Source organism: Halobacteriovorax vibrionivorans (assembly GCF_003346865.1).
Taxonomy (GTDB): Bacteria; Bdellovibrionota; Bacteriovoracia; order Bacteriovoracales; family Bacteriovoracaceae; genus Halobacteriovorax_A; species Halobacteriovorax_A vibrionivorans.
Genome location: NZ_QDKL01000003.1, coordinates 197512 through 218383 on the forward strand (window position 1 = coordinate 197512; position 20872 = coordinate 218383).

Sequence of the window (20872 nt, forward strand, 5' to 3'; positions counted from 1 at the left end):
TTTTTGAAAGCAATTATTTTATTATCATTACTTTTATCATTCGATGTCTATGCAAGGCCCCAAGTTGCCCGCTATAAACTTGGCCAGGCTCTTTTCTTTGATAAAATTTTATCTGGAAATAAAAATATTTCATGTGCAACTTGCCACCATCCGTTTACAGGAAGTACTGACTGGCTTTCACTAGGTGTTGGAGAAGGTGGAACTGGTTTAGGATTTTCCAGAACACTAGGAACTAAAAAAAACGCAATTCATGAAAGAGTTCCTAGAAATGCACCACATTTATTTAACCTTACAGATCAATATGTAACGACTGTATTTCATGACGGACGTGTTGAAGTAAATCCTGAATACCCTAATGGATTCAAGTCTCCAGCAGGCCATGATCTTCCAGAGGGCTTAAATAGTATTCTTGCTGTTCAAGCTCTTTTTCCACCTACATCTAATACTGAAATGGCAGGTAACCATAATGAAAACCCAATTGGTCATGCAGCAACTAATAAAAATTGGTTTGGTAAAAACGGTGTTTGGGATCGCCTTGTAAAAAGAATACGTAATAATAGTATTTATGTTGATATGTTTAAGAAGTCATTTAGAGAAATTAAAACAGCAAATGACATTAGAGAAGTTCACATTGCAAACGCCATTGCTACTTTTGAAGAAAAAGCATTTTTATCTTTAAATTCGCCATTTGATCAATTTATCAGAGGTGATGAAACGGCAATCTCCAGACGAGCAAAAAAAGGATATGAATTATTCAAAGGGAAAGGACAGTGTATCAGTTGTCACAATGGAACAAACTTCAGTGATAACAAGTTTCATTCAATTGCACTCCCTCAAATTGGCCCAGGTAAAGGACATGGTTCAAATATGCTAGAAGACTTTGGAAGATTTGGCGTAACAGGAAAAGAAGAGGACCTTTACAAGTTTAAAACACCAATCCTTAGAAACATTGCTCTCACAGGTCCATATGGCCACAATGGAGCATATGACTCACTAAAGGATATAATCAAACATCATGTCGACGGTGAAAGAATGTTATACAACTATAATATTAAAATGGGCCTATTGAAAAGTCGTAGTGACTTAGACAAAACTGATGTAATGTGTTTATCAGATGAGATTAAAGGTAAAATTTTAGCAACTAAAGATACAGTAGACATTGATCTTTCAAATAAAGAAATCAATTTAATAATTGACTTCCTACACACATTAACAGATCCAAAGTTCACAAATGCATCAAAGCTAATTCCAACAAGTGTACCGAGTGGACTACCTGTACATGATTAATAACTTCTAATACATAAATGCCAAGCAACTAACTGCTTGGCATATCTCTTTAATCAAGGTTTTATACCCTTTAACAACATTCTTCGTTAATCTGTAATTTTATAAGTAGGAATTGAGTTATGTGGGTAGTACTTATCGTTAAGCATACGGTTGTCGATAATATCGAGTAAATATATTAGTTTAGAATTTTTAGTTGTCAGAAACTTAAAAAATATACGATAGCGGCCATTCGCAAATGGCCAAGATTGATCACCAGTTAAGGGGTGAGGTGCTGGAGTTGTTGGGTTTTGCTTTATGAAGTCTTTTACTCTGTCATGCTCTGAATGAAATTGCTCTACATCATAAACTAAATTATTTAAATTAAAAATATAGTCTTCTATTTCAGTAAGTGATTTAAGGTAATTCGCAGTTACTTTTATATTAATCACTACTAAGCCTTAAATCTACTTAAACGATCTTCCGTTGAAGGCTCATCATAAACTTCGTCATCTAATACATTGCTCATCGAAAGCAATCTTCTTTGTAAAGAAATTATCTCAGCCTGCATCTTCGTGAAGTCGTGTTCATTTAAAAGTATATAACTCTCACCCGAACGTCTTTGAATTCTTACAGGCTCATTCTTAGCAAGCTCTAAGTAATCTTTCATTTCAGCTCTTAGTTTTTTAGGGTTTGTTGTTTCCATAAATACCTCACTTTAAATTAGTGTACCACTAAGTGTACACCTATTCAACTTATTAGCTTTAAGGAGGTAATAACTTCATTCATGTTTTCAGGCACTTATAAGACAGTTAACAACTTCACAAAAACTGTGAACAAAATTTGACATTACACGCCGAAAATTGATACGTATTGCCTAAATAAATTCAAAAAGTGAGATTGAAATAGAAACGACTATTACTGGCGATATTCAAGAAAGAAAATGCATTCTTATTAAGAATGCTATTGATAACTTTCTTTCAACGAGAAAGGCCTTTAATCTTCAGACTATTGCAGATAAATCATCTGTCCCCTATTCGACTGTAAGAAGACTTACAACTCTCAAGGGTAACCCACAACCAGAAACAGTGATTAAGATATTAAATGTACTTGGAGAAGACCATCTACTTAGAAAGTACATGGAAGAGTTTCACCCAGACATCGCTAAGGTAATAAATAATTCATTCAGCCACAATGAAGAATACACATTTATTGAAGACCAAAATAGAGAATACTATTCTAACGAAAGCTTTTTTCTTATATTGAATCTGGCCTCTACAAGGTCTGGAACGACAAGAGATGAAGTCTCTTATCAACTTGGAATGGTTGGACTTGAAAGATTAGATCACCTTGTAGAGCAAGGCCTCATAATCGAAGACACAAAAGGCCGCTACCTTGGCTCTACACAAAACTATAAGCTCACATTTGCCGAGACAAAGAAGCGTATCAAGCTCTCGATGAATCACTATAGACTTGAAGAGGCAGGGTCAATTAATAACTGGATGAGCTTTCAAACTGAGTCTATAAATTCTGATGGTTTACAGGCTTTGAAGAAATTGAATCAAAAGCATTTTAATGAAAGAAAAGATCAAATCTTCGACAATCCAATGTACAAAGGTGATATCAAAGCATATACTGCTTCAATCTCAAGTACGTTCTTACCGTACACGGAAAACGAGGGGTTACAGTAATGATGAAAAACATATTATTTACATTAGCACTTATCTCTTCAGCAAGTTCATTTGCGACAGATAAACTTGCAATTAAATCATTCACAACTTTTAATGCTGAAGTCTTCAATATCCAAAAAGACATCAAAGAATTAAAAGTAGTTAAGCAATATCCTTTCATTAAAGAAGCAACTCTAAAAAACGGCCAAATTATTGATGCTTCAGAAATTAGTAAAATTCTAATTGATAGAGCTAGAAAAGGCGTTGATGGCGGAGGTGGATTCTCTGATCTTATCCAGTCTGGTGGTGACTTAGGCGGTGGGATATCTAATCGCAGATTACTTGGTGACGGTTCTGGTGGGTAACTAAACTTCAAGAGAAAGATGGACTCAATAATTAATCTCATTAAAGAATTCTCTTCTAATACAAAGACATCTTCTGTAGTTGCATTGTTTTATATTATTTATGTGATTGTTCCAGAAAACTATAAGCTATATATAATCCTTAAAGATTATGATTCATTTTTGCATGTTTTTGGTGCCATCGCTTTGTGCAAACTAGCAGTTGAGATAATAATTCAATGTAAGTATAAATTTAAAAATATAAGTCTTAAAAAGAAATTAACAGGGTATTTAAAAACTTTATCAGATGAAGAAAAAGAGCTTTTGAAAGAATTTATATACGGAAACACTAAATCTAAATCGTTTCTCTTGAATAGTGGTGTCGTTCAAGGTCTTGTTGCACATAAAATTATATATCGATCAGGATCAATATCAACAAATGTAACAATTAGAGGACCTTATTTTGAATTTAACATTCAACCTTGGGCATGGCAGTACTTAAATAAAAATCCTCATTTATTAAACTCTTATCAAGAGTAGGTTATTAATTATATATAATAAATATAGAGAATATTTAATTAAAGAATTCCTTCCGCCTAGAGTCGTTCACAAGCTTCATCATCCTTTAAATAAGTGTAAACATCTGTGCCTAATTGAAAATATTAATATTTGATATAAACTAATAAAGTGCAAAGTTTATTAAATAAAATACAACATGATTTACAAAGTTTTGAAAAAGAAAAGGAGTCTCTTGGAGACTCTGCATTGGGTATGTACAAAGACCCAGCAAACGACAAGTATTACTTTATAAAAAAATCTAAAAAAGAAGATATTGGTTTAATTGCACAAGGTTCTCCTCAAGAGCAGCAAATTATAAATGATATTCTTACAGAGTACTTAATATCTCTTATCGGAACACAAATACCATCTTTGAAAATATGTAAATACTATATAGGCAAACATAAAAAAATGTTAAGAATATTTTCAGAAAGCTTTCTTGAAAGTCATGAAAACTTATTCCATGGCATGGAACTTTTTTCTGAAGCATATGCATCTGACGACCTCGAAAGCCCAAGACACAAAAGATATCCATCTATTTATATTTTATCTAATATCAAAAAACATCTCTATAAATTTTTAAAATCTCAAAGTCTAAGCAAGAAGGAAGCTTATGAAATATACCAAGACTTTTTAAATATGTGCTTATGGGATGCGGTCATTGGAAATAATGACCGTCACTTACAAAACTGGGGTATTATAACCTCGCTTAAAAGCGACCACTATCCGTACTTCTCTCCAATCTACGATACTGCCAGATCTTTTATGTGGAATAAGACAGATGAAAAGCTACAATCAAATCAAGTTGAAAAGTATTGTATAAAAAGCACTCCTCACATTGGGTTTATACATGGAAAAAAATGTAATCATTTTGAGTTAGTTGAACATATCCTAGATTCTCATCCTAATATTATCAATAGTTATATAAGAATAATTAAAGAGTTCAAATTAATAGATACTAATTCAATAATTTCTAATGACCCTCTACTTAGCACTAGCATTTGCACAAAAAGAATAAAAATCATTAAAGAGATTTTGGAATATAGAATACAAACCTTAGATCAAATTGTCTCGACTAAGCAAAGTCACGTGAATATTAAGAAATACATAAAGAAATTTTCAACAAACTTAAGGTGCTACCTAACCAACCAGTTCAATAGGGCTATGGCCAACCTTACGACCAAAACCAATTAGCTCACTTGCTGAAGTAAACTTTTGTGACTTAAAAGCTTTTGATGGAATTCGATTCAGTAAAAAGTTTAATACTGATGATTTCTTGTATTTTTTATTCACATTCGGAAAGTGTGGCAAAGCACGCATTTTTGAGCTTTTAAAGGCATCCGAATATTCAAATACTAGATCACCATCTACATCCTCACGGATATAGCCAATCTCAATATTTTTGAACACTAGTGTATACACTTTTTCATTCATGGTTTACCTCACCTAACATTATAGCATATCGTCATAAATATATAAATACTTAATCATAGACATGTGAAATCAACTACTTTCATAGTTGTTAGAATAAAACTACAGGGACTAGAAACCTAACTATCTGTAATTACTTAGTGCACTTAAACAGCTCTACAACTCGATCCATAACAACCTCTTCACTAGGAAGAAAACTAGAGCCATCTGTAGTGCCTTTGTCGCACACCAAAGGATAATGAATATTAATATTGGGTAAATAGAGAAGCGTTAGCAGAAATCTATAGTTCCAAAAATACAAAAAAGGGGAAACGCCTCAGCTTTACTGGTTTCGCTTAAAAGTCTAGCCTTAGAAAAGGTACTTAAAAGTTACTCTACAGTCTATTTTTACGTTTCAGTAGCCTATGAATATTTAATGTTACAAACTTAAGATCTAGCTACTAAACAAGAACTTAGTTAATAACCTTACCATGGAATTCGGCTACTTTTATCCCTTAACCCTTTAAAAACAGAACTGATTGATTTAGTAGCTCAATCTCGTATCTAAGCTTGGGTATTTAAACATGGCGTTCAAGATGAACCTCCTTGTTAAAAACATCTATTCATAGCAAGTATCGCTATGCATGTCAATAGAATAAGCTTAGCCTTCAATCTGAATCAATGTTAATTATTACAATTCAACTACGAATCCTTGGTCTTCTCGTCATAGCTCAGCAAATACTTTTACATGATAGTGCCACTGTTTCTTTCATAATTTATAACAAGCTTAACATTAATCTAAATCTTGCTCTGATGCGACTATTCGTGCGACTTTTATGAGGAATAATAGAAAATATAGAAATAATTCAACGATTGAAGAACACTTGAATCACCTATTATCATTAGAGCTTTAGCAATTTTAACAAATTGAGAAAATTGCTAAAATATGTGCTTTAATAATATCAGTTATATCGGGTAAGGCATATGTTAACGTGTTGAAATGCTAAATCTTGTCACAAACCAAGCTTACAGCAGTAACTCTAGACTCATGATTTGATAAAATTAGCGTGCTAACTACGGCAAGTTTTAGATGATTTTTCATAAGTTCCCCCCAGAATTTGAAAAATTACTATCATAGTGAATTTTTACTACATATCATGTAATTTTGCCCCGTGGGTACTACGGCTAAAATTTACAAAATTTTTCATCAAATCTGATTATTTCTTATTATAGTAATAATCATCGCTAAATTCTTTAACTTCAAAACATTCGATACGAAATAAGTAATGATCTGACTCTCCAAATGTTTTTCTATTATTAGCGTTATCATATGCTCTTGGACTATAGATAACTCGTGGTGTGACAGGCCATGTTGCATCATCAATTGTAGTTGCATCGTGATCTGTTTCAACGGCCGACCATTTCAGGTATCCATTGCCACCAATAAAGACATTTGAAAACAATGAGCGATCATTGTCTAAATCAATTAATAACTTTATATCAGGGCCATATACGGCATTGTATTGCTCATGAAATACTGTATTTAAAAGACGCCCAGCATACGCACGATATGTGACTGGATTTACTTTTTTCTCAAAGATATCAACTTGGCAACGAAACGAGATATAATTTGTCGTTCCAAAATCGATTGTTGCTGTATAAGCTGTTGCGCTTAAAAGACAAATAGAAACAAATATCCCAAACTTTGTAAGATTTCTCATAACTCCCCCAACTATAAAAATTATTTAACAATTTTTATCGGAAATAGGAGAGACTTAACACTTAAAAAAAAGTAAAAATTCTTCTTTATTTATCTGTATTTCTTAAGTTTAAGTATAGAGATCCTCGAAATAACGTCATTGAGCCACTAATAACCTGTCCCTTCTTATATGGACAAGCACCGACAACATTTACTCCTTTCATCATTAATTCAGACTCAGATAATGGATTGAAGTAACTTCCCATCCATGCATTTGGATATGCTGTGCGTACATGACAACCGAAGCTAGTCATTGTCACTTCTGTGATATCAGCAACGGCCTGTGCTTCTTCATAAATATATTCTTCATCGTATTCGTATCGATCACTTTGAAAGTCTTTAAACCAGCATGAAGGCCTTTTTTCATTAAATAGGCCGGCCCTTAACGTATCAACACGGCACTGCCCTTTTGGATAATCATTAAAGATCGTATATGGACTTATATGGGCCGTCTTATGATTGATATGAGCATTTTCTGAATAGATTACAGATGCATCTCTTATGGCCGCTAAACCTCTTAGACAAAATCTATTATTATCACATTTTTCAATTAACTCTTGCTTGATATAACTTAGTGAATAATTGCTATCATCAGTTTCTACAAAGTATTTCTTTAAGCATGTTCTTGTTGCAAAATAGTCTGACTGGCCTTCACTTGTGTACTTTTGTGTGGGCATTACTTTTGGGTATCCACCTATTAGGTGTCCGATTTCATGACAAGTAACAAGGGCCAAAGCATCCGTACTTAAGTTTAAATTACGAGCAAAGCCACCATGAAAGCTAAATTGTGCTTACCATTCTTGTATGAGACAGAGGCATTTTCAGTTTCTGATTCCCAGTTAATATCCACAACTCTTTGAGTTGGAAGATCCTTATCATAGATTTCAATTAATTTATTAATTGTTTGTGCAAACTCTCCTTGAGAAATTTGAGCTTGGATACTAAATGGCAAAATTAAAAGCATAAGAATAAGTGTTTTCATAAATGCTTTTTATCACCAAAATCCCCTCTTTGGTATGTAGCTTGCAAATATAACAGTATAAAACGTTTATAAGGCCAATTTATGGCCATTTTGTCTAATAAAACGACAGGAGTCGACCAAATGTTAAACAACATCAAGCTATTACTAGGATTTTCACTAATTCTACTTATTTTTTCACCTGCTAATAGTCTCGCTTCATTTGGATCAAGCTGCCATATCAATAATGCGAGAGTTAATTACGTTCAAGAGCATGAAGGGAAGCTTTATATTGGATTTGAGAACCTTAGAGACAAGTCAGGACTAGTCTTTAATAATGCACAACAATTAACACCAACACAAGAGTCAATTAAAGAGATGCTTTTATGGGCATCACAAAGTAAGAATCGTTATTTTGATATCGAATTAGGTGGATATGCCTGTGCCTTAATAAGTGCAAATAGAGGAACGAGTCAGGTATACCTTTCATCTGAAGAAGCTATTTCTAGTATAAAAAGTGATAAGAATGATGGCTGTATTTGTGATGTAACTAACACAAGTACACCTACTATGTTTATGCTTCCAACAATGAATGAAATTGGGGATATTCTTGAGCATATGGCCGGATTTAATGATGAGCAGATTGCTAACTTTCAAGGAGCTATGCTTGATATGTTTGCCAATATGAACCCGCAAAGATCCCAGGCAAATTCAATGGCCCTACCACTGATCTTATTAGAGAAAATATCTCTTATGGGAGTCGAGAAGATTTCAAATACACAACTCGCCTACTTAGTTGGAACTTTTCAAGACCAATTAAAACCAAAGGAGCTTGAGCTCTTAGAAGATATTGTTAATCAAATCGATAATATAGAATTTAAAAAAGATCGCAAGGGAAATACTGTCGTTAAATTGAATACTTTCAATGGTGATATAAAAATCAGATCAGAAGATATACCAATGAATACACAAGAGCAGCGAGAGGCCCTTGCGGAAACTCTCCACTATGCAGAAATAGAAGATGGAGCAACACTTATTTATGAAAAGTCTGATGGTCATATTGGACGATATAAGAAAGTAGAAATCGACGGGATTAAAGTCGAAGGGAACTTCCCTGTTATTGGAAATTTACGAATTACACCTCGTCGAGCAACAATAAATTTAGATGACGATGACGTTCCCGCACAGGTAAAGGTAAGCTTTAAAAAGTTAGTTTCTGTGCCCTGGACATTTGATATTAAGCAATAGGAGAGTTATACGCTCCCCTATTGCTTAAAAAATACCATTTACGCTATTCCTAAGTCATATTCTTTGTCATATAATGTGCTAAACACATAAAATTGCGAGGAAATATGTCAATTAACGGCGTACCATTTATTACCCTAAATCGTTTCGAAAATGGCTTTCGTGAAGAATTCTTAGCTGGAGTAGAAACTCTATTTGATAACACACAATTTATTGGTGGACCTCAAGTTGCAAAACTTGAAGAAAAACTAAAAGAGAAAACAGAAGCAAAACATGTCGTTGGTTGTGCTAACGGTACAGATGCAATTCAAATTGCATTACGTGGTGTCGGTATTGATAAAGATGATGTTGTTCTAATTCCAGATATGACTTTTTGGGCAACATTTGAAGCTGTTGTTAATGTTAATGCCAAACCTGTTACAGTTGACGTAAGTCGTGAGACACTTCACTGGGATAAAGAAACTTTTAAAGAAGCTGTTGAAAAATTTAAACCAAAGGCTGCTATTCTTGTTCACCTATATGGATGGGGTTGTCCAGACACGATGGAAATAAGAAAAATTGCGGAAGATAACGGAGTTATTCTAATAGAAGACGGTGCTCAGTGCTTTGGAACTAAAGTTCATGGCGAGTCTCTACTAGGAAGCGCAAAAGTTGCAACAACAAGTTTCTATCCTGCAAAGGTCCTGGGAGCTTCAGGTGATGCGGGAGCAATCTTTTCAACAGATGAGCAAATTATTAATACTTGTCGTACTCTAATCAATCATGGTCGTACAAGCCATTACTCACATGGACTTATTGGTTGGAACTCTAGAATTGGTGCTTACGAGTCACTATTTCTAAATATGTCACTTGAGCACATTGATGCAAGACTAGATTCAAGACGAAAAGCAGTTAAATACTATCAAGAAAACTTACAAGGCCTACCTTTAAAAATACAAGAAGTTCCTTCTCACGTTGAAGAGAATGGATATTGTAGTGTGGCCTTAATTGATCCAGATCTTAGAGGACCATTAATTGAATCACTAAAGGCGGCCAATGTCGGTTTTGGAACAATCTATCCAGGTGCAATGAGTAAGCAAGAAGCTGCTCCAAAGTATATGGCCGGATCAATTGATAATGGAAATGCGGACTATATAAGTAAGGCCGTACTAAACCTACCTTGTTACGCTTATATCACGGAAGAAGAATGCGAATATGTTTGCCAAGTAGTAAAGAAACACTTTTCAAATTCATAAAATTATTGATTATAGGGCCTGCTCTCTTTGGACAGGCCTTAGTCTTTTCCAATGGTCGCACTGATCGCATCGATAATCTTGAAAAGCAACGATCAAAAAGGCCTGAGCCAACTAATCAGATAGGTCTGGGCTCAAGTATTTCGACATCTCTATATAAAGTTGGTGATAGTTTCGATATTCCAGTTGTTCCTTCAATCACTTATAATTACAAACGCTTCTCTTTTCGTGGAGTTGCCGCAAGTTTTAAGCTACTTCCTCTAACAAGACTTACTCTAAAGCCAGACTTTAATAAAGTAGAGGCCGAAAAAGGAACTTATAATGAAGGACTAAGAGAGAGAAATCGCTCACTTGATCTAGGTCTAAGTTTCTTACTGCCTTCTAAGTGGTTTATGACAAGATTTTCTTATGAAAGAGATATCAGTGGTCGCTCTGAAGCAAATAAATACAGTGTCTCAGTTTCTAAGGCCTTCCAATTTGAACCTTGGAAAGGTGAAAAGATTAGCCTGCTGCCAGGTATTTCATATTCTCAACACTCTAAGGAATGGAGTCGTTATTATTTTGGAGTTACTGACACTGAAGCAAGGGCAGACCGACCGAAGTATACACCTGAAGATTCTCACCAATGGACATTACGATTGATAGGTAACTACCCTATTACTGAAAAATATGTTTTAAATACATTTTATTCGTATACGGTATTTTCTTCGGCCGTAGAAGATAGCCCCTTAACTAAAAGAGGCTATCGTTCAAGTATATTTTTTGGGTTAAATTATATTTTAGGCAAGTCTACCAGATAGTAAGAAATTACTTTAAGAACTCGTATGCTTTATGAGCAAAAAGAGCATCTGGTAGAATATATAAAGTCCAATCACTAATTTCACCATTAATAATCTTTAAATTATTTGTGTGGTATCTCTTTGCATAATAGCGTGAGAACGGACCAATATATGCTTCATTAAGCTCGTTTACGATTTGCTTAGCACGTTGCTTATAATTTACACCACTAGGCTGTTTAAGAGCTACAACCGAATCAATTGCATCAGCAATAACTTTAGCAGCTGTCGCTATTTGCATAATTTCTGCACCTGTTGTTGAGTAATTATCATAATGAGACTTATTCTCATTTAATAGTGCAAGAGAGTCATAATTTGTTACAACTTTCTTTAAGCGGTGAACTAATGATCTCTTCGTTACATCGCTATTGTAATATAAGCGATCATAAACTGTGATAAAATCTTTTACTGTCTTAACGTTTCCAGCTTTTACATCTTTAACGATTGCATTGGCCTCATTCATAATTAAAAATAGCTCATGCTTATCAACTGTAGATGGGTTAAATACCATTTTAAAATCAAAGTTAATTGTTTTCTTTGTGTAATCAATTCCTACACCAACTTTTCTTCCCTTAAAGTTTTGGTCTTTAACAAGTAGTAAATCCCAGACAGGTCCAGCAAGACGTGGGTTAAGTTGAAGTAAGATATCATTCTTAGTAGTAAATACTTTTAAATAATTATTAAGAGCAAAACCAGCAAGAGTTGCACTTCCGTTTTCTCTACCAACAGGATTTAGCTTTGGCCCTGCAATTTTCAATACAAGCTTCTTTAAGTTTGAACCTATTAGTCCATTCTTAAGATTAACATCCCCTATCATAGCGTTAAGAATAGACCCAAACAGTCCTGGGTTCTTAACCGATCGTCCAATAGACTCAAGTTCAATCTTTAGTAGAGTATTTCCTAGAAAGATTTCATCTGCATTCTTTTCAAGAAGCTCCTTCTTATTCTCATCCAAGGCAACAGCATGCAATTTAATACGTGCTGTAATTGATGAACGATTATTAATAATTTTATAATTCTTAGCATCTCGATTAAAAATACTGTCAAATACTCTACGGCCAAACCAATTCTTCTTCTTTTCAATCTGGTTTAATGCAATCGATAGATAAAGTTGGTTATCTCCTTGTGTTCTTACAGTCAGGTCTTCAAGAATATTAACGCTACCTTCCTCAAGTGTTGCAAGTTGTGCTTTTGCATCTCTAACTTGTGGCGCTATTGAAGCTGTTAAAATCGAATTAACCATTGATTCAAACTCTCTTAATTTAATTTTAAAAGAATAATCAACAGGGCCTTCATTCTTAACATTTCCGCTTGTTCCAACAAAAGTCAGACTATCTTTCTTTTCTTGGCGATTATAAATTGTATTTAAAAATTCCTTACTACGTACTCCATTACCTATCGCTAGATCTAGGTATGTCTTATCCATTAACTTGTCGAATATTGGCTCAATATTCCAAACCTGAATATTGTTTTGAGCATAGAGGATCTTCTCACTCAATATCTTTGGATCAAGGTTAATTTGTAAACGTCCTGTATGACGATCGATACCTAATATATTGTTAAAGAATTCAACAAGATTCTCTTCAGTCATTTCTTCAGGAATCGACGTAAACGGCCCTTGTAGATCAAGTTTTTTAACTTCAATTAGTTTATCAACTGTTTTTACAGAGTTAATAGAAGCAAAGTTATTTTTAAAGCTTTCAAGTTTTCTAATTAGATCTTCTTTAATCTCTTTTGGATCAGTTTTTTGCTCATCACCTTCTTTTGATGCAAGAGGATCACTAATTAAATATGTTTTTAAGATATTTGCAGTTGCAAGTTTTGTGAACTCTTCTAGAAAGTATCCTTTATCTGTCTTAGGTGTTAAATGAACTCGGCCTTGGCTTCCTTCACCTAGTACGGCCTCCTTAATATCAAGCTCTAAGACACCATTATCTCTCATATATACATATAGTGATAATTCAAATGGAACAGAGTCCCCATATGTCTTACTATCAAGTCTTATATCTGGATTATTAAAATCAATTCCTTCACCTTCAAGTCCCATCTCAAAAAGAGAATTTAACTCTAGATTAACTCTCCCTTTTAAAACAACACCTGGTAAGTGTGGTGCTAACACAACATTTAATTCTTTAAACAATGGTTCTTTTTCGATTAATTTAAAATCTCTAAAAAAGTTTGTGAATTGTGATACAGCATTTTGAGAAACACGAGTTTCAACAAATGGCATTGTCTTGGCCTTGCTTCCACCATTTCTATTTTCCATGTCAATAACATGTCTAAGTTTCAAGTCAGCAATGGATACTCTTAAAAACTCTTCAGCTGCGACAAAGAAGTTAATATTTGCTTTTTGTGGCTCATCAATAAAGTACAAGTCGTCTTTAGAAAGGGCCTTGCGAGCTTTTGAGATGAGAGTTGAGCGGATTTCATCAATAATTCTCTCTTCACGCACGTTCCAATTAAAAATACCTGTTGCTTCCATCAAGCGTGAGTGAAGCTTTGTTAATCTCGTTTCAACGTCTTTATTAAAACCATAAGTAATATATTCTTGTTCTCTTAATTTAAGCAATTCATTAGCGGCAACTTTTCCAGCATCACGAATCCCTTTAATATAGCTAATTGATGGATTACCAATTCCGGCCTCCACCATAAAGGCAGCACCTTGAGCTGTTCCCTTCATTTTCTTTGGTCCAATATACCAAATCTGTAGATCTTCTAAGTCACTATAACGAGTGAATCCAGTAATTTTTGTAAAGTTAAAACGCGCACGTATGCGGTTGTCTTTAATCACAATATCTTGATTGTCGAATAATTCACGAATCATTTTTGATAAGTCTTCATCAGAATAATCAGTTGGAGCTTTATGATCTGCTAGAAAATAATTCAATAGGCTTCGGTTTTTTAATAGTGCAGCTGTAACATTAGTTACCATGTGCATACCATTTGTATAATCAACGTCATCAAGGACAAATTTCTTAATTTCTAATTCAATATACTGGCCGCGAACATACGAAGGAAAACCAAGCACTAGAGAGATTGTGTGCTCGTTTAATAATTTATCACCGGCCTTATCTTCCATACTCAAAAGCATCGAATCTGGCATGATTATAGTGGCATCTAAATGAAGAGTGCGATCAATAGGATTTAAATCAATCTTGCTGATCTCTTTAAAGTAAGAATCTTCTGGCTTAACTAGAACATCTTGAAGGTCTTGTCTTAAAAACTTTAAAGGAAACTTTAGTGAAACAAGGGCCTCTTCATTTCCAAATTCCTCATCGGCAGCTTTATAGATAGCCCCGCTGTGTGTACGCTTAGCGTAGACGTGAACTTGTGTCGAAAATATCGACAGTGTCAAAAATATGGCCAACAGAATCCTTGATTTAAGCACTTTATACCTCTCTCATTTGTATGTTGTAGATATAGGTTGCAATCTAAATGCCAATTATTGTCTATAAGAATATTCAAAGCGCACCTTGTTGTAATTTCGACGAAGCTATGGAAAAATTATTGATAATTCAATTAATTACAAAGGATTTACATGAATTTCTCTGCATTTCTTGCGGAAGCCGTCGAGATCGTCTGGGGCCTGCCACTTATTATCTTATTACTTGGTGGTGGGATATATCTCGTTGCCATTTCACGTTTAAAAACATTAGCAGGTTTCTTTCACGCTTTTCGACTCATTTCAGGTAAATTCCATCACAAGAACGACAATGAAAGTAAGGGACAGATCTCTCACTTTAAGGCCTTAACAAATGCCCTCTCCTCTACCGTAGGAATGGGAAATGTTGCAGGTGTTGCAGTTGCAATATCACAAGGTGGACCAGGTGCTATTTTTTGGATGTGGGTTGGGGCCCTAATTGGGATGAATACGAAGTTTTTCGAGTGTACTCTGGCCGTTATGTATCGACGCAATGATCACCACGGAGAAATTCAAGGTGGCCCTATGTATACGATTATCGAAGCGCTACCAAAGTATATGCACTTTCTTGCTTATTTCTTTGCTGGAGCAGGCTTAATAGGTTCATTAGGTGTCTTTAATACAAATCAAATGGCAACATTCATGGCCTCTAATTATAGCATTCCTACACATATCACAGGTATATTGGCGGCCGTTCTTCTTGTCTATATTCTAATGGGTGGTGTTAAAAGAATTGGAGAGGCCACTTCTAAACTAGTGCCGGCAATGTGTACTCTTTATATTGGATGTGCTCTTATTATTATCATTATGAATTTTGGTAACGTTGCCGATGTATTTGCTTTAATTTTCAAAGAAGCATTCGCTGGGCGAGCTGCAGTGGGTGGAGTCTCTGGTCTAGCGGTAATCCATATCTTTAAAACAGGAATCAAACGAGCAACATATTCTAATGAAGCAGGTGTCGGTTCTGCTCCAATGGCCCATGGAAACGCAAAAACAAGTGAACCCGTGGCCGAAGGTCTAGTTGCTATGGTTGGCCCTTTCATTGACACAATTATCGTTTGTACAATGACTTCAATAGTAATTTTAAGTTCACTTTCTCCTGCTGAGCTACAAGAATCAAATGGTGTACTGATTACTCAAATGGCCTTTATGAAAAACTTTGGAATGGCCGGATCGCATCTTCTAGGAATTTCAATTATTCTTTTTGCCTTATCCACTGTCATTGGATCTGCTAACTACTGTGAGAAATGTTGGGACTTCTTATTTGGTGGCGTACCAATAATGGGAGCAAGGCTTACCTTTGCTCTATTCTATGCTTCGACAGTACTACTAGGGGCCGTATCTGCTCCTACAGACATGGTAAATGCAATGGATATCGGATTTGCTTTGATGGCCATACCAAATATGATTGCCACTATTGCACTAGCGCCTAAGGTTAAGCATAAATTTGATGAATATTATGAGAAGTATATTCGAAAGAGTGCAGCTTAGCCCTCTTTCGTATTAATGACTTTTTTCTCAAGTAGATCAATACGCCCCTCGAGTCTTTTAATAAGGTTTAAATAGTGGCGGTGGCAACTTAGATCCTGCATTCCACATGTATTTCGACTTAAACGAGCTTTCTTATGTTGAAGTTTGAGGCTTTTAAGATCGTCATGCTCAACATTAAGAGACAGAATTGCTGCTAATACAAGAAATGCTCCACTTAGGATAAATACTCTATTCATGCCTTACCTCTCTTATTCCTTACTCTCAAACTTATCGGCACACTCACCGAAAGCTTCAACTTTCTTTATTTTTTGCTCCCACTCATTCTTATAAGGAAGCTCTTCACAATCATTAAAGCTGACAAAATTATTCAATATTACTTTTATTTGTCCTTCACATGAGCTAGTTTCAACAACATAAACACGATTTAAGAAACTTAATGCTTCAGTTGATCTCAAGATTTCAACATCATCTTCTTTAAAAGACTTTTCGAGATGATCTTGTATCTCATCTAAACAAATATTTTTATTTCTAGATGGAATTACTTCTTTATCAAACTCAATTTCTTCTATTTCTTGTCCATGAGGATCTGCTGGCATCATTCTTTGAATTTCATCTTGATCTTGTTGTGATAATTCATGATAGCCTCGGATATGATTCCAACCATAGCCCCAAGCATAACCAGTATGAAGATCAGGGCCACCTCCAATATAAACGGCCACTTCCATTGCTCTTCCAAAGATTCCAGAAAAAACTTCTGAAACACATTGATTTAAAGCACTATCTGCATCTTTCTTATCTTGGAGAGTTCCACCATACCAATAAGCAATATCATGCTCAACACAACAATGTTGCCATAGGGTAGGCCTGCCAATCGTTCCATCTGGTGAAACACTAGAGCAGCCATCTGTTTTAAATGGACGTAGGTAATTCTCAATTTTTTTATATGAAACCTTTCCATCAGCAATATTTAGAAAACCATATTCCTGTGCATTGACAGAATGATTGCCAATTATTGCGATAAATATGAGAAAGATAAGATATTTCATATCTATCAATGTAACAAAAAAGGGCCTATTTCTAGGCCCCTATTGTAAAGATTCAAAAGGTGTAAAAAGTTAGAACAGACTATTTATTTTGAAACCATTGAAAGGACTTTAGTTTCAACTGGTTCCACTTCTGGCAGCTTCCACTTAAGACTTAATACATCCTCATGGGGAATGTATATCCTAGTAATGATGTAAAATGCTCCAACAGGTGCGGCCAGCCAGTTAGCACGCTTTTTTGAGTCTGATGGCATTTGATTAGAAAAAGTAATTTCAAATGATCCATCTGGATTCTTCATTAAATCACTTTCACCGCCAAGAGAATAACGTTTTAAGGCATTGTATACAAGAAGCTTAGTCTCAGCATCATAAACTGTTATTGACCAAAAACCATCATTAGGTGGATTTGAATTAAACTTCATACGATACTGCTTACTTCCAACAAGTGTATTACCCTTAGAATCTTTATAACGAATTGGATATATGGCCTCTTTCTCTCCTTGACCTCCCAAATAGGGATGAGCAACCATTGATCTTAATGCATAATCCTGTCCAAAATTATCTAAATCAAATACATAGCTCCAGCCATTTACTATTTTTGTATGTGCGGGATTGTAAATTTGAGCATTAGCGATTTCAACGCCATCTTTTAGAACTTGTTTTAAGATGTCTTGTTGAGCGGGAGTTAGCATCTCTTTTTTAAAGCCTTCAGATGTAATTCCTATCTTTTCTAATTGTTGCATTTGCGCTTTATCAATATCATTTAATACATTATCTAAGAGATATTCATTAAGTTCAGTAAAAAATCTCAATGGATCTTTCTCATCTCCTGGGCGATTTGATAAACCAAATAATTGTACTTTCTTACCATCAGTGTATTCTGCTAATGGAGTTAACTTATATTGATCTTGTATTTCATGGACTTTTTTTAGATCCTGCTCTGTCTTTTTTAATACTTCAGTACGGCCCCAGAGCCAAACTTTTGTTGTTGGTGAACGAACAACTTTAAGGCCTTTTAACTTCTCGCTACTTCGTCCATTCCAATTTGGTGGAACAATAAGAAAATTTTGTGCATCTGTACCAGTAACTCTCGTACCAACATATTGGATAAGGTTATGCCACATATCAAATACATTAATAACATAGTATCGATCTTTCACTGCCGGAACAGATAACACCATCGGAGACTGTGAAAGATCAAGAATAGCACTTGAGTACAAAGTGTCTTGATTAGGTGTTGGCATATCAGCATCTTCTGGGCCAGGAAGTCTTCTTGCATGACCAAACTCTCCAACAGGTGCACGATAACTTGTATCTTTTTCACTTTGAGAAACTTCTGTGTATTGCCTTGAAACTTGCTCCATTCGAACCAATGTCGATCCCCATAAATATGCATTTATACCTAACGCATATGTTTCTTTTAAAAGAGGATCGTCAGCAGGAGCAATTGAAGCAACACCTCTAGAAACACCATCTTTCTGAGTAGCAGAAGCAGGAAGCCTGGTAACTTGTCCCTCTGGAGTATTACTTTGAACAAGATAGGTTACAGAAAAAACCCATGTTAATAACACCGCTACTGCAACAGCAGGATAGCGATACTTTCCATAATTTGATTTCTTTTTATCTGACATAGAATCTTCCTCGACTAACGACTGTATGCATTAATTTTAGAGGATCTATCAAAGACATGTTCTTAAATATCGTGAATAAAGGTAAAGAAACTCTCTTAAGAGTTTAGTTTCAAGTGTCTTCCAAGGCCTACACCTGGATACTCTCTTTTATTAGCACCTGGCTGAGCGTAACCGTTAATAAGGACACGGCGAGGAGAATCGGTTTTATTTAAGCTCGAAGAATGAAAAACATATGGCCCAAAGAATGCGACGTCACCTGCTTTTAGCATCACATCAACGGCCTCATATTTCTCAAGCATCTCATCGATAATACTAGGATCTTCTTTATAATTAAGATGACCTTCTTGATTGGAATTAGGGATAAATTTAAGAGGGCCATTGTCCGCATTCATATCATCAATGGCAAGAAGAGTTTGAACGTAACTTCCACGGCCATCGACATCTTCCCACATATGTGTTCCATAGCGACGGTGTTCACTATCTTGGTGCCATTTGAATTCTACTTTTTGACCAGGTAGTTTAAAGTGGGCCTGATTAATTAATTGAACCATCTCATTAGATTCAAGGATTCTTGATACAATATTCAGTATTCGTTTATCAGCACCTATATCAAGAAGAAATTCATCGTAACCACCACACCAAACAATGCGATTTAGTGCATCTTCATTAAAGACAAATTGAGCTAGCTTTAACATTTGTGTCTCATCAAGAGAGAGACTTGCTTGATATAAATTATCAAAAGACTTTTCAATATTCTTAAGATCTTTGGGATCAAAAAGTCCTTCGACTACACAATAGCCTTGTTGATAAAAATCTTTTACTAATTTATCGTAATCTAATTCCATATAATGACTATAACACAATATTTAACATGCGACGAAGAGGTTCTGCAGCTCCCCAAAGAAGTTGATCACCTGATGTGAAAATATTTAAATATTCATCACCTAGATTCATTTTTCTAACACGTCCGACTGTTGTTTTGAGGGTACCAGACACATAACGTGGATTAAGTTTTTCTCGTGTGGCCTCAGGAGTATTTTCAACAAATTCAGTAAATTCTGAAAAGTTCTTAATCATGTCTTCAATCGTTTTAATGTCGACAGACTTATTCAATTTAATCGTTAATGCCTGTGAATGAGATCTCAGTGCACCAACCCTTACACAAGTACCATCAATAGGTATTGGATTGTCTTTTCTGCCAAGAATTTTATTTGTCTCACTAAAGGCCTTCCACTCTTCACGAGTTTGCCCCTTTTCAACAGCGCTATCAATCCAAGGAATCAAATTAAGTGCCAACGGAACACCAAAACAATCAGCATTAAGTTTTTCGCTTTTAAGTAAATTAGAAATATCTGTATCAAGCTGAAGAATCGGCCCTTCCATTATCGGATTGGCCACATCGCCAATGACCTTCATTTGCGTTAGAAGCTCCTTCATATGACGAGCACCACCACCAGAAGCCGCCTGATATGACATCGATGTCATCCACTCTACTAAGTTTTCTTGAAATAAACTTCCAATCCCCATAAGCATAAGGCTAACGGTACAATTACCACCAATAAAGTTTTTAACTCCATCATTAAGTGCTTTATCAATAATATCTTTATTAACAGGATCTAGGATTATAAGTGAGTCATCATCCATTCGTTTTGCGGAAGCCGCATCAATCCAATACCCTTGCCAGCTCACTTCATCTAGCGCCGGTCTAACCTTCTTTGTATAATCACCACCTTGACATGAGATTATAATATCCATATCAGCAAGTTCATTTACATCATTAGCATCTCTTAAGGTATGTGTTTTATTATAAATTAATGGGCCATTTTGCCCTGCTTGAGAAGTTGAAAAGAAGTATGGATCAATTTTTGCAAAGTCTCCTTCCATTTCCATTCTTTCTAAAAGAACAGATCCGACCATTCCACGCCAACCGATAATTCCAACTTTTTTCATTTTATACCCCTAGGATGTAATTTTAAATTCACACAAATTATAAAAGTATAGACATCAATGTGTC

21 protein-coding genes are annotated in these 20872 nt (G+C 35.1%); 9 read left to right on the forward strand and 12 right to left on the reverse strand.

Annotation, left to right across the window (positions count from 1 at the left end):
* Positions 1-3 precede the first annotated feature (3 nt).
* Positions 4-1287 carry a cytochrome-c peroxidase gene (locus DAY19_RS11780; protein ID WP_115362678.1) on the forward strand — a complete coding sequence of 428 codons (1284 nt, stop codon included), beginning with the start codon at positions 4-6 and terminating at the stop codon, positions 1285-1287.
* 86 nt (positions 1288-1373) lie between these two features.
* Here the strand turns inward: DAY19_RS11780 and DAY19_RS11785 are convergent, their stop codons facing one another.
* The gene (locus tag DAY19_RS11785) at positions 1374-1715 is read right to left on the reverse strand and encodes a hypothetical protein (RefSeq protein WP_115362680.1); all 342 of its coding nucleotides are present in this window, start codon (positions 1713-1715) and stop codon (positions 1374-1376) included.
* Positions 1716-1717: 2 nt separating this feature from the next.
* On the reverse strand, positions 1718-1969 hold the full coding sequence (locus DAY19_RS11790) for a type II toxin-antitoxin system Phd/YefM family antitoxin (protein WP_115362682.1): 252 nt from the start codon (positions 1967-1969) through the stop codon (positions 1718-1720).
* A 382-nt stretch (positions 1970-2351) separates the two neighbouring features.
* Between DAY19_RS11790 and DAY19_RS11795 the strand changes: the two genes are divergently transcribed.
* The 4 genes from DAY19_RS11795 to DAY19_RS11810 all read left to right on the forward strand — a co-directional run bounded on the left by DAY19_RS11795 (position 2352) and on the right by DAY19_RS11810 (position 5026).
* On the forward strand, positions 2352-2954 hold the full coding sequence (locus DAY19_RS11795; RefSeq protein WP_115362684.1) for a hypothetical protein: 603 nt from the start codon (positions 2352-2354) through the stop codon (positions 2952-2954).
* Positions 2954-3298 carry a hypothetical protein gene (locus tag DAY19_RS11800; RefSeq protein WP_115362686.1) on the forward strand — a complete coding sequence of 115 codons (345 nt, stop codon included), beginning with the start codon at positions 2954-2956 and terminating at the stop codon, positions 3296-3298. Before DAY19_RS11795 ends, DAY19_RS11800 begins: the two co-directional genes overlap by 1 nt.
* A gap of 18 nt (positions 3299-3316) precedes the next feature.
* Positions 3317-3814 (forward strand): super-infection exclusion protein B, encoded by a 498-nt coding sequence (locus DAY19_RS11805; protein WP_115362688.1) that lies wholly within the window; start codon positions 3317-3319, stop codon positions 3812-3814.
* A gap of 147 nt (positions 3815-3961) precedes the next feature.
* Positions 3962-5026 carry a HipA domain-containing protein gene (locus tag DAY19_RS11810; RefSeq protein ID WP_115362690.1) on the forward strand — a complete coding sequence of 355 codons (1065 nt, stop codon included), beginning with the start codon at positions 3962-3964 and terminating at the stop codon, positions 5024-5026.
* Here the strand turns inward: DAY19_RS11810 and DAY19_RS11815 are convergent.
* From DAY19_RS11815 to DAY19_RS11830, 4 genes are all read right to left on the reverse strand, one after another.
* Positions 4973-5266, reverse strand: a complete 294-nt coding sequence (locus DAY19_RS11815) for a HipA N-terminal domain-containing protein (protein WP_115362692.1) — start codon at positions 5264-5266, stop codon at positions 4973-4975. The genes DAY19_RS11810 and DAY19_RS11815 overlap by 54 nt on opposite strands.
* Positions 5267-6459: 1193 nt before the next feature.
* A complete protein-coding gene (locus DAY19_RS11820; protein WP_115362694.1) occupies positions 6460-6963 on the reverse strand; it encodes a hypothetical protein in 504 nt (167 codons plus the stop codon).
* A gap of 85 nt (positions 6964-7048) precedes the next feature.
* The gene (locus DAY19_RS11825; RefSeq protein WP_133296959.1) at positions 7049-7678 is read right to left on the reverse strand and encodes a hypothetical protein; all 630 of its coding nucleotides are present in this window, start codon (positions 7676-7678) and stop codon (positions 7049-7051) included.
* A gap of 74 nt (positions 7679-7752) precedes the next feature.
* The gene (locus DAY19_RS11830; RefSeq protein WP_115362698.1) at positions 7753-7983 is read right to left on the reverse strand and encodes a hypothetical protein; all 231 of its coding nucleotides are present in this window, start codon (positions 7981-7983) and stop codon (positions 7753-7755) included.
* Between the two features lie 120 nt (positions 7984-8103).
* Between DAY19_RS11830 and DAY19_RS11835 the strand changes: the two genes are divergently transcribed.
* The 3 genes from DAY19_RS11835 (at position 8104) to DAY19_RS11845 (ending at position 11236) form a co-directional block, all read left to right on the forward strand.
* On the forward strand, positions 8104-9207 hold the full coding sequence (locus DAY19_RS11835; RefSeq protein WP_115362700.1) for a hypothetical protein: 1104 nt from the start codon (positions 8104-8106) through the stop codon (positions 9205-9207).
* A 104-nt stretch (positions 9208-9311) separates the two neighbouring features.
* Positions 9312-10439 carry a DegT/DnrJ/EryC1/StrS family aminotransferase gene (locus DAY19_RS11840; RefSeq protein WP_115362702.1) on the forward strand — a complete coding sequence of 376 codons (1128 nt, stop codon included), beginning with the start codon at positions 9312-9314 and terminating at the stop codon, positions 10437-10439.
* On the forward strand, positions 10391-11236 hold the full coding sequence (locus tag DAY19_RS11845; protein WP_115362704.1) for a MipA/OmpV family protein: 846 nt from the start codon (positions 10391-10393) through the stop codon (positions 11234-11236). The genes DAY19_RS11840 and DAY19_RS11845 overlap by 49 nt, the downstream gene beginning before the upstream one ends.
* Before the next feature lie 7 nt (positions 11237-11243).
* Here DAY19_RS11845 and DAY19_RS11850 read toward each other — a convergent pair whose 3' ends face one another.
* Complete coding sequence (locus DAY19_RS11850; RefSeq protein WP_133296960.1) at positions 11244-14639, reverse strand: hypothetical protein; 3396 nt, start codon at positions 14637-14639, stop codon at positions 11244-11246.
* Positions 14640-14810: 171 nt separating this feature from the next.
* Here DAY19_RS11850 and DAY19_RS11855 point away from each other — a divergent pair, with 171 nt between their 5' ends.
* Positions 14811-16184 carry an alanine/glycine:cation symporter family protein gene (locus DAY19_RS11855; protein WP_115362708.1) on the forward strand — a complete coding sequence of 458 codons (1374 nt, stop codon included), beginning with the start codon at positions 14811-14813 and terminating at the stop codon, positions 16182-16184.
* Here DAY19_RS11855 and DAY19_RS11860 read toward each other — a convergent pair.
* The 5 genes from DAY19_RS11860 to asd all read right to left on the reverse strand — a co-directional run bounded on the left by DAY19_RS11860 (position 16181) and on the right by asd (position 20808).
* Positions 16181-16420, reverse strand: a complete 240-nt coding sequence (locus DAY19_RS11860; protein ID WP_115362710.1) for a hypothetical protein — start codon at positions 16418-16420, stop codon at positions 16181-16183. The two genes, DAY19_RS11855 and DAY19_RS11860, sit on opposite strands and share 4 nt — an antisense overlap.
* A 12-nt stretch (positions 16421-16432) precedes the next feature.
* Entirely contained in the window at positions 16433-17230 is a 798-nt protein-coding gene (locus DAY19_RS11865) for a hypothetical protein (protein WP_115362711.1), read from the reverse strand.
* A gap of 83 nt (positions 17231-17313) precedes the next feature.
* Positions 17314-18858 carry a DUF1254 domain-containing protein gene (locus DAY19_RS11870; RefSeq protein ID WP_115362713.1) on the reverse strand — a complete coding sequence of 515 codons (1545 nt, stop codon included), beginning with the start codon at positions 18856-18858 and terminating at the stop codon, positions 17314-17316.
* Between the two features lie 95 nt (positions 18859-18953).
* On the reverse strand, positions 18954-19703 hold the full coding sequence (locus DAY19_RS11875) for a phytanoyl-CoA dioxygenase family protein (RefSeq protein ID WP_115362715.1): 750 nt from the start codon (positions 19701-19703) through the stop codon (positions 18954-18956).
* Positions 19704-19710: 7 nt separating this feature from the next.
* A complete protein-coding gene (asd, locus tag DAY19_RS11880; protein WP_115362717.1) occupies positions 19711-20808 on the reverse strand; it encodes an aspartate-semialdehyde dehydrogenase in 1098 nt (365 codons plus the stop codon).
* Between the last annotated feature and the right edge of the window lie 64 nt (positions 20809-20872).

Excerpts from the sequence above, each read along its gene's own strand:
- DAY19_RS11845 (WP_115362704.1), top strand. The coding sequence starts at position 10,391 with ATGCGAATATGTTTGCCAAGTAGTAAAGAAACACTTTTCAAATTCATA.
- DAY19_RS11790 (WP_115362682.1), bottom strand. The coding sequence starts at position 1,969 with ATGGAAACAACAAACCCTAAAAAACTAAGAGCTGAAATGAAAGATTAC.
- DAY19_RS11870 (WP_115362713.1), bottom strand. The coding sequence starts at position 18,858 with ATGTCAGATAAAAAGAAATCAAATTATGGAAAGTATCGCTATCCTGCT.
- DAY19_RS11835 (WP_115362700.1), top strand. The coding sequence starts at position 8,104 with ATGTTAAACAACATCAAGCTATTACTAGGATTTTCACTAATTCTACTT.
- DAY19_RS11860 (WP_115362710.1), bottom strand. The coding sequence starts at position 16,420 with ATGAATAGAGTATTTATCCTAAGTGGAGCATTTCTTGTATTAGCAGCA.
- DAY19_RS11820 (WP_115362694.1), bottom strand. The coding sequence starts at position 6,963 with ATGAGAAATCTTACAAAGTTTGGGATATTTGTTTCTATTTGTCTTTTA.
- asd (WP_115362717.1), bottom strand. The coding sequence starts at position 20,808 with ATGAAAAAAGTTGGAATTATCGGTTGGCGTGGAATGGTCGGATCTGTT.
- DAY19_RS11825 (WP_133296959.1), bottom strand. The coding sequence starts at position 7,678 with ATGCCCACACAAAAGTACACAAGTGAAGGCCAGTCAGACTATTTTGCA.
- DAY19_RS11840 (WP_115362702.1), top strand. The coding sequence starts at position 9,312 with ATGTCAATTAACGGCGTACCATTTATTACCCTAAATCGTTTCGAAAAT.
- DAY19_RS11855 (WP_115362708.1), top strand. The coding sequence starts at position 14,811 with ATGAATTTCTCTGCATTTCTTGCGGAAGCCGTCGAGATCGTCTGGGGC.
- DAY19_RS11830 (WP_115362698.1), bottom strand. The coding sequence starts at position 7,983 with ATGAAAACACTTATTCTTATGCTTTTAATTTTGCCATTTAGTATCCAA.
- DAY19_RS11800 (WP_115362686.1), top strand. The coding sequence starts at position 2,954 with ATGATGAAAAACATATTATTTACATTAGCACTTATCTCTTCAGCAAGT.
- DAY19_RS11815 (WP_115362692.1), bottom strand. The coding sequence starts at position 5,266 with ATGAATGAAAAAGTGTATACACTAGTGTTCAAAAATATTGAGATTGGC.
- DAY19_RS11875 (WP_115362715.1), bottom strand. The coding sequence starts at position 19,703 with ATGGAATTAGATTACGATAAATTAGTAAAAGATTTTTATCAACAAGGC.
- DAY19_RS11805 (WP_115362688.1), top strand. The coding sequence starts at position 3,317 with ATGGACTCAATAATTAATCTCATTAAAGAATTCTCTTCTAATACAAAG.
- DAY19_RS11865 (WP_115362711.1), bottom strand. The coding sequence starts at position 17,230 with ATGAAATATCTTATCTTTCTCATATTTATCGCAATAATTGGCAATCAT.